The sequence below is a fragment of the Allobacillus sp. SKP2-8 genome (genome assembly GCF_007559355.1).
Lineage (GTDB): Bacteria > Bacillota > Bacilli > Bacillales > Alkalibacillaceae > Allobacillus > Allobacillus halotolerans.
Genome location: NZ_VMHF01000019.1, coordinates 1 through 2,109 on the forward strand (window position 1 = coordinate 1; position 2,109 = coordinate 2,109).

Annotated in this window: 1 protein-coding gene; it reads right to left on the reverse strand. The window is 38.0% G+C overall.

The genetic code is table 11. The features are described from left to right. Positions 1 to 125 precede the first annotated feature (125 nt). Positions 126 to 1,934 (reverse strand): oligoendopeptidase F, encoded by a 1,809-nt coding sequence (pepF, locus tag FPQ10_RS11315; protein WP_144163617.1) that lies wholly within the window; start codon positions 1,932 to 1,934, stop codon positions 126 to 128. Positions 1,935 to 2,109: the final 175 nt, after the last annotated feature.

Consider the following 2,109-nt stretch of genomic DNA (forward strand, 5'->3'; position numbering starts at 1 on the left):
GGCGTATAGAGCCGCTCTATAGGACTTTCCTGCAGGTTTTTGTAACCGTTCGCGGGTATAGAGCTATAAAAAACCATTCCACAGTTGGCAGATATAATGCCGTATGTGGAATGGTTTTTTTATTTTTATTCAGCTAATAATTTTTCAAATTCGTCTAGTTTTGCATCGAATACATCCAATGCTTTATAAATCGGATCTTTCGTCGTCATATCGACGCCCGCTTTTTTCAATACGTCAATCGGGTCTTCGCTACGCCCTGCTTTTAAATAATCCTTATAACGTTCGACTGCAACTTCTCCCTCAGTTAAGATTTTATCAGCTAAGGTTGTTGCCGCAGCGTATCCTGTTGCATATTGATAAACATAGTAGTTCATGTAAAAATGCGGGATTCTTGCCCACTCATACCCAATTTCTTCGTCTACATGAACGTTGTTGCCGAAGTATTTTTTATTTAAATCATAATAAATAGACGTTAATTTGTCAGCTGTTAGTGCTTCACCATTTTGGTCACGTTGATGAATTTCATGCTCAAATTCAGCGAACATTGTTTGACGGAAAAATGTTGCTCGGAATCCTTCCAAGAAGTTGTTGAGCAAGTATAATTTTTTGTTCTTGTCTTCCAATGTTTTTAGCAAGTAATCATTCAATAGGGCTTCGTTTGCAGTTGATGCAACTTCAGCAACAAAGATTGAGTACGAGCCGTATCTCTTGTTTTGATTTTGATGGGTGTAATAACTGTGAAGCGAGTGGCCCAATTCATGTGCCAATGTAAACAAGTTATCGATATTGTCATTCCAATTCATCAAAATATACGGTCGTGTCAAGTAGCTTCCAGATGAATAGGCTCCACTTCGTTTCCCTTTTGTTTCTAACCAATCGATCCAGCGTTCATTATAAGCTTTTTGTAAAATGGAGTTGTATTCTTCTCCAAGTGGCTTAAGGCCTTCCAATACATGCTCTTTCGCTTCATCAATTGTCACTTCAATTTTCTCATCCACGAGCGGTGTATAAATATCATACATATGCAATTCATCTACACCTAATACTTTTTTCTTAAGATCCATAAAACGATGAAGTGATGGTAACCGATCATTGACCGCATCGACTAATTGGTCGTATACTTTTTCAGGGATATTGTTTCGGTCTAGTGATGCTGCACGAGCTGAATCATAATTGCGTGCATCCGCATAAAAGTTCGCACCTTTTACTTGGCCACTTAGTGTTGCCGCGAATGTATTTTTAAAGCTTTTATACGTGTTATGCATACCCAGGAATGCACTTTTGCGAACTTCTCGGTCCTTGGAATCAAGAAATTCCCGATAACGACCACTGGATAATTGAACTTCTTCTCCCTCTTCATTCGTAATTTTGGGCAATTCAATATCCGCATTATCCAACATACCAAATGTTTTTCCAGCTGTAGTTGAAACTTCTTGTGATTTAGCGAGCAATACTTCTTCTTTCTCGCTTAGAACATGAGGTCGAGATTTCATAATATCTCGCAATGTTTTCTCATACGTCTTCAATTCTTCATTTTGGGTTAAAAATGACTCAATTTGTTCATCAGACATTCCAAGAATCTCTGGTGTCACAAAACTGAATGCACTCATCGCTTCTGTCGCAAGACTTGCAGCTCTTGCATTTTGGTCTTGGTATTTACTATTTGTCGTATCCTGATCGGAACGCATATGTGCATAAACATATAACTTTTCCAATCGTCCATCAAACTCGTCTTCAAATTGGAATAACTTCAGTAAATTTTCTGGTGAATCTGCCAATGTCCCTTTAAATTTCTCAACCTTCTTATACTCTTCTTTCAACGCTTCAAATTCTTCTTCCCACTCTTCATCGGTTGAAAAAATGGCTTCCAGATTCCATGTCAGCTCTGTGGGAACTTCTTCTCTTGTCTTCAGTCCTGTACTCTCTTCACTCATCTATGTAACCTCCCTGTTTAATGATTCTTACAATTCTTTATTTTATAGCAGTTTCCACGGATTGTAAAAAGAAACTTCCCTCTCTTCTTAGTATTTCCCCAAAATGTTCTAATATATTTCGATCAAATAAAATGGCTTCATCTAAGGTTTTCGGGAATCGAGGATGTTTGCGGAC

Bases quoted from the DNA above. Each gene is read 5' to 3' on its own strand.
- pepF (WP_144163617.1), bottom strand. From the start codon at position 1,934: ATGAGTGAAGAGAGTACAGGACTGAAGACAAGAGAAGAAGTTCCCACA.